Raw genomic sequence first — 5,534 nt, forward strand, 5'->3', positions numbered from 1 at the left:
TCGATCGGTGCGACGGTGTCGGCAGCGGGCGCGGCGTTCACGGTGCCGGCGGTGACGCCCATGGCCGCGATCAGCAGCGCCGACGTGGCGGCGAATTTCCTCATCAGCATTTGTTGCAAACCTCATCGGAATAGCTCGGGGGGACAGGGAAATACAAATCCAGGACAGCTAACGCGCGGTGAACCCACCGTGACCGTTCGTTCAAATTCCGTTCACCTCGGTGATCGTGCGGTTCGTCAGCTTCTGGAAATCCGCTGCGTACGTATGGTTTTCAGGCCTGTTCCCTGCCACCCTGTCCATTACTATGCGGTCTGTTTGTGGCGAAGGTCACAGAGAATGCTTGAAAACCGGAATGATCCTGTTGGGAAATTCTCGAAGAGTCCACGAAATTGCAACTTTTCGGATGACAGTACGAATATTGTCGGGATAACTTGTTTCCTTCTTGTGTCCGATTTCGCTCACAGGAAGCTCACAGCCGGTGTAGACCCCGCAACATGGAGACCGCACGGCAGCGGCGACCCAAGGCGACGTAGGGTTTTCGGTGTGCGACTGCTCGTAACCGGAGGCGCCGGCTTCATTGGCGCGAACTTCGTTCATCAGACCGTGACCCGACGCCCGGGCGTCCATGTCACCGTGCTCGACAAACTCACCTATGCGGGCAATCGCGCCTCCCTGGCCGCCCTTGCCGACCGCATCGAGTTCGTACACGGTGACATCGCCGATCCCGCGCTGGTCGACCGGCTCGTCGGCGGCGTGGATGCGGTGGTGCATTTTGCCGCCGAATCGCACAATGACAATTCGCTCGCCGACCCCTGGCCATTTGTCCAGACCAATATCGTCGGTACGTATTCGCTACTACAGGCGGTACGGCGGCATCAGGTGCGCTACCACCACATCTCGACCGATGAGGTGTACGGCGACCTCGCGCTGGACGATCCTTCCGCATTCACCGAGGTCACGCCCTACAACCCGTCGAGTCCGTACTCGGCGACCAAGGCCTCCAGCGATATGCTGGTGCGGGCCTGGGTGCGGTCCTTCGGCGTACAGGCCACACTTTCCAACTGCTCCAACAACTATGGCCCGTACCAGCACGTGGAGAAATTCATCCCACGCCAGATCACCAATCTCATCGACGACGTCCGGCCCCGCCTCTATGGCACCGGACATCAAGTGCGCGACTGGATCCACGTGGACGACCACAACAGCGCCGTATGGGAAATTCTGGACCGCGGCCGAATCGGGCAGACGTACCTCATCGGCGCCGAAGGCGAACGCGACAACAAATCCGTTGTACAGCTGATCCTGGAAGCCTTCGGCCGCGATCGCGACGACTTCGATCACGTCACCGACCGCCCCGGTCACGACCTCCGCTATGCCATCGATTCGACGTTGCTGCGCACCGAACTCGGCTGGAAGCCTGAATATTCTGACTTCCGTACCGGTTTGGCCGCGACCGTGCAGTGGTATCGCGACAACGAGGCATGGTGGCGCCCCCAGAAAGACGTCACCGAAACGGCCTATGCGGCCGCGGGAGAGAAAGTCCTGTAACCCCGGAAAGGGCTCACTCACGAGGGGCGAGCCCACCCCAATCGCGCCGATACACCGCCCAGTCCACTGGCGTCGCGGCAAAATCCACGTATAGTGCCACCCCGAATGTCCGGCGGTCGAGCGTGGTACGCCCCAAACCTAAACGGACGCCGCGTATTGCGCTCGCTACCGTCTCCGCCGCACCGTGATGACCGAGGTCGTCGGCCCAGAATGCGGGCAGCCCGAGCAGCAGATCGACCTGCGGCGGCGTCACCTGAAGAGCCAGCCGGGTCTGCTGCGCGACATATCCGCCGTAGAGCGAGCCCGTCGGCATGGCCGTGTCGTAGGACATCACCGCGATCTGGTCGACGCGTCGCGCCACCTCCGCGAAATAGGCTTGCGACCACCACTTTCCGTGATCGGCGAGCGCCATACCCAGCAGGTGCAGACCCGGCAGCGGATCGATGACCGGCGCGGACACCGACAGCAGCGCCCGGCGGGCGGCGGTGACGGGACGCACCCGATCCAGCAGTGCCAGGAATCCGGCCGAACCCGAGCTCACCGGCTCCAGATCGAAATGGATGCCGTCGAATCCGAGATCCAGCACCTGGTTCGCGGCGGTGACCATACGGTCGCGGGTCGCGGCATCGTCCAGGTTCAAGCCGTCGGATTCGGGAGCCAGGATATCGCCGAGCCAGGACTGCACCCGGATGCCGGGCAGCAGCCGATGCACCGTCTCGACGAACCAGCGGGCCTGTGGGTACAGCGCGGGCGGCAGTGTGCCGTCATGATCCAGCGGGCCGGTGTGGACGTAGAGATCCTTGATCCCGGTGCCGGACAACAGGACTCCGAGCTGCGCGACATCGGCCTCGGTCTTGCGGCCGTCCACCCAGGCGTGCCCCAGCCACACCGCGTCCCGGCCGCGCGTGCGGGCCGACTCGGCGGGCGTGCCGGCATCCTGCAGCCGCAGGTAGGCGGCCGCGGCCCCGATCGGTGTCAGCAGCGTGCACACGACGATCAGCAGGACCACCGAGATGCGCCACCCGCGCGACCGATTCCGCCAGCGGGATCGGTCCTGCCATTTCGCGCGGGCGGCCGCGACCGGACGTCGTAGCCACCCCTGTGTACCCACCTCCGCACACTACCGAGCGGGTCAGCCCCAGACGATGGTCGAATACTTGATCACCGCGGCGATGAGCGCCACGGTGACGGCCACGACCACCGTGACGGCGGGACCCCGAGTCGGGATCTTGCCTTCGAAATTGGTGAGCCGCAAAGGCATCCAGCGCAGCAAGACAGCCAGGAACAGCAGCGCCAGCGGGACGAAGTACCGGCCCTGGACACCGTCGATGATGAAGTAACCGACGGGCGTGAAGGACATGTACAAGGTCACGTAGATCATCGCGACGCCGGCGAGCATGGTGAGCAGTACCAGCCAGGTGCGCAGCCGGTCACCGGTCAGGCGGTCGGCGATGCCGAGGCTCACCACGAAGGCCAGCAGGCTGGCGCAGATGGTGAGCGCCGGGACATCGATGTACGCGAAGCCGAGCTCACCGAAGAACTGACTGAACCAGCGCTGGTCGCGGCGGGCGATACTGTCGCCGAAGACGCGCAGGAAATGGCCTGGGTCGCTGAGGATTCCGTGCAGCTGATCGCCGGGGCGGACGCTGCCCCACTGATCCTGCGGGCGCATGAGGCCCATACCGTCGCCGGTCGGGGCGGCGATCTTCATCCATACGGCGAAGGCCGCCGCGCCGATGGCCGCACCGGCCCACGGCAGGACGCGCTGCCAGACGGCGGGCCGGTCGGCGCTGCCGAAACCGAAGCGCTGCGCGGGAATCAGCACGATGAGCATGGCCAGCAGCACATAGGTCGGCTTGCAGACCGGCAGCAGGATCGCCGCCGCCAGTGCCGCAACGGTTTCCGGGCGGGACAGGCGCTTGCCGAGGAACAGACTCTTGACGATGAGCGCCGAAACGAGCAGTGCCAGTGCGTTGGTCACCGTATCGGCGGTGACGGTGCCCGCCTGGAACACCGCGATCGGCAGTACCGCCACCGTCAGCGCCAGCCACTGGATCCGGTGCCCGCGCAGGGCGCGCACCGCGAACGCGACGATCACGAGATAGGCGAGCAGCCCGGCCCAGCGGGTGGCCAGCACCATGCCGCCGACATTGAGGTCGAAGGCCTCCGCCAGCCGAATGCCCGCCGCGGCAGGCAGATACGGGACGAGGGAGTAGGCGGCGGTATTGGTGAACCACACCTGCTTGGTCTGGGCCGACACCGGCTTGCCACCGAGTTCGTCGTAGCCGTGCGGGTCCTCCACCATGGGGTCCTGCTCGTCCGGACTGTTGTTCGCGTAATCGTCGTGCGCGTAGCCCATGAGGGCGTCCACACTCACCGGTACGTCGCCGCCCCATGCGGGACCGCGATCATCGTGGATCTTCTCCGGCAGGAATCCGCCGTGCGCCACCTGATAGGCCCGCCCGAACTGGGTGATCTCGTCGTGCCCCCAGAACGGCGGCGTCAGCACGGAGAAGACCGCGCCGAACACGCCGGCCAGCAGCAGGAACACCAAAGTCGCGGTGCCGAAACGCTGTTCGATCCGGGCCGCGACCCGCTGCACGCCCGTTTGCTGCTCGGGAACCGCCGCCGGCGCGATCTTCGTCGGCTGCGCGACACCGGGCGCATCCACGCCGCCGGCCGGCATCAGCTCGGCGGGCGTCTCCGGAACGAGGGCCGCGGGGACGAGGGGTGTGGTGATGACGACCTCGGCCGCATCGGGTTCGCTCTTGCCGTTGTCGCTCACTTCGGTTGCCACGATGTCCGATTCTGCTGGACGGGTGGTTGCAGGTGTCGCAGGCGGGGGTGTTGTTTTCGTGGTCGGGTCCTCGCCGGGCCGGGTGGCCTCCGGTTCGGTCCGGATCGTCATCGTCGGGTACCGCCCGAGCGTTCACCGGCGCATTCGTCCGCACCGACGGCCGAATAGCGCAGGTACATGAGCCGCGCCGCCTCGTGCCGGGACCGGCGGATGCCGTCCAGCACCAGTCCGGCGGTCCAGGCGAGGCTGCCGAGCAGCATCAGCGTGAAGCCCAGGAAGAGCGTCGGAAAGCGCGGGACCGAGTGGATTTCGTAGAACTGGATCACTATCGGCGTGATCAGGATGATCGAAATGATCCAGGCCACGGTGCCGAACAGGCCGTAGAAGGCGACCGGGCGTTCATGCCGGGCCAGGCCTATGATCAGCCGCAGGATCTTGAAGCCGTCGTGATAGGTGCGCAGCTTGGATTCGCTGCCCTCCGGCCGATCCTTGAAGCCCACGGGCACGGCCGTCTGCGGCACCCGCAGATGCAGCGTGTGCACCGTCAACTCGGTCTCGATCTCGAATTCGCGCGACACCGCCGGGAAGCTCTTCACGAAACGCCGTGAGAAGACGCGGTATCCGCTCAGCATGTCCTCGACGTTCTCGCCGAACACCTGCGCGACCACGCCATTGAGCACCTTGTTGCCGGTCTCGTGACCCGGCCGGTATGCCGTCTCGCCGGCCAGCTCGCGGCGCACACCCAGGACATGGTCGTACGGCCCCGACAATAGCGCCTCGATCAACCGCGGTGCGGCGGAGGCGTCATAGGTGTCGTCGCCGTCGATCATCAAATAGACGTCGGCTTCGATATCGGCGAAGGCGCGGCGCACGACATTGCCTTTGCCCTTGCGATATTCGTGACGGACGATCGCGCCGGCCTCTTGCGCCCGCTCCGCGGTCGCGTCGGTGCTCAGGTTGTCGTAGACGTATACGACAATTCCGGGCACGGCGGCCTTGAGGTCGCTGACGACCTGTGCGACCGAGGCCTCTTCGTTGTGGCACGGAACCACTGCGGCAATGCGGAGCTCGGTGGGGTCCACCCGGTCAATCCTCGATGTGATCGGAAGGCGAATACGAACACGGGGAGGGTACCCGAGATCACTGCGGTACCGTCGCCGAGTGTCCAGCAGTGAGTCGGTAGCCGTCG

4 protein-coding genes are annotated in these 5,534 nt (G+C 65.4%); 1 reads left to right on the top strand and 3 read right to left on the bottom strand.

The annotated features are described in order from the left end of the window. The first annotated feature begins 543 nt into the window (after window positions 1-543). Complete coding sequence (rfbB, locus tag JWN03_RS09395) at window positions 544-1,548, top strand: dTDP-glucose 4,6-dehydratase (RefSeq protein ID WP_297612712.1); 1,005 nt, start codon at window positions 544-546, stop codon at window positions 1,546-1,548. Between the two features lie 13 nt (window positions 1,549-1,561). Here the strand turns inward: rfbB and JWN03_RS09400 are convergent, their stop codons facing one another. From JWN03_RS09400 to JWN03_RS09410, 3 genes are all read right to left on the bottom strand, one after another. Beyond that, window positions 1,562-2,659, bottom strand: a complete 1,098-nt coding sequence (locus JWN03_RS09400; protein WP_297612715.1) for a hypothetical protein — start codon at window positions 2,657-2,659, stop codon at window positions 1,562-1,564. Window positions 2,660-2,680: 21 nt separating this feature from the next. Beyond that, window positions 2,681-4,345, bottom strand: a complete 1,665-nt coding sequence (locus JWN03_RS09405; RefSeq protein WP_297612718.1) for a DUF2142 domain-containing protein — start codon at window positions 4,343-4,345, stop codon at window positions 2,681-2,683. A gap of 107 nt (window positions 4,346-4,452) precedes the next feature. Beyond that, window positions 4,453-5,427 (bottom strand): glycosyltransferase, encoded by a 975-nt coding sequence (locus JWN03_RS09410; protein ID WP_297612721.1) that lies wholly within the window; start codon window positions 5,425-5,427, stop codon window positions 4,453-4,455. Window positions 5,428-5,534 lie beyond the last annotated feature (107 nt).

The organism is Nocardia sp. (genome assembly GCF_025465275.1).
Classification (GTDB): domain Bacteria; phylum Actinomycetota; class Actinomycetes; order Mycobacteriales; family Mycobacteriaceae; genus Nocardia.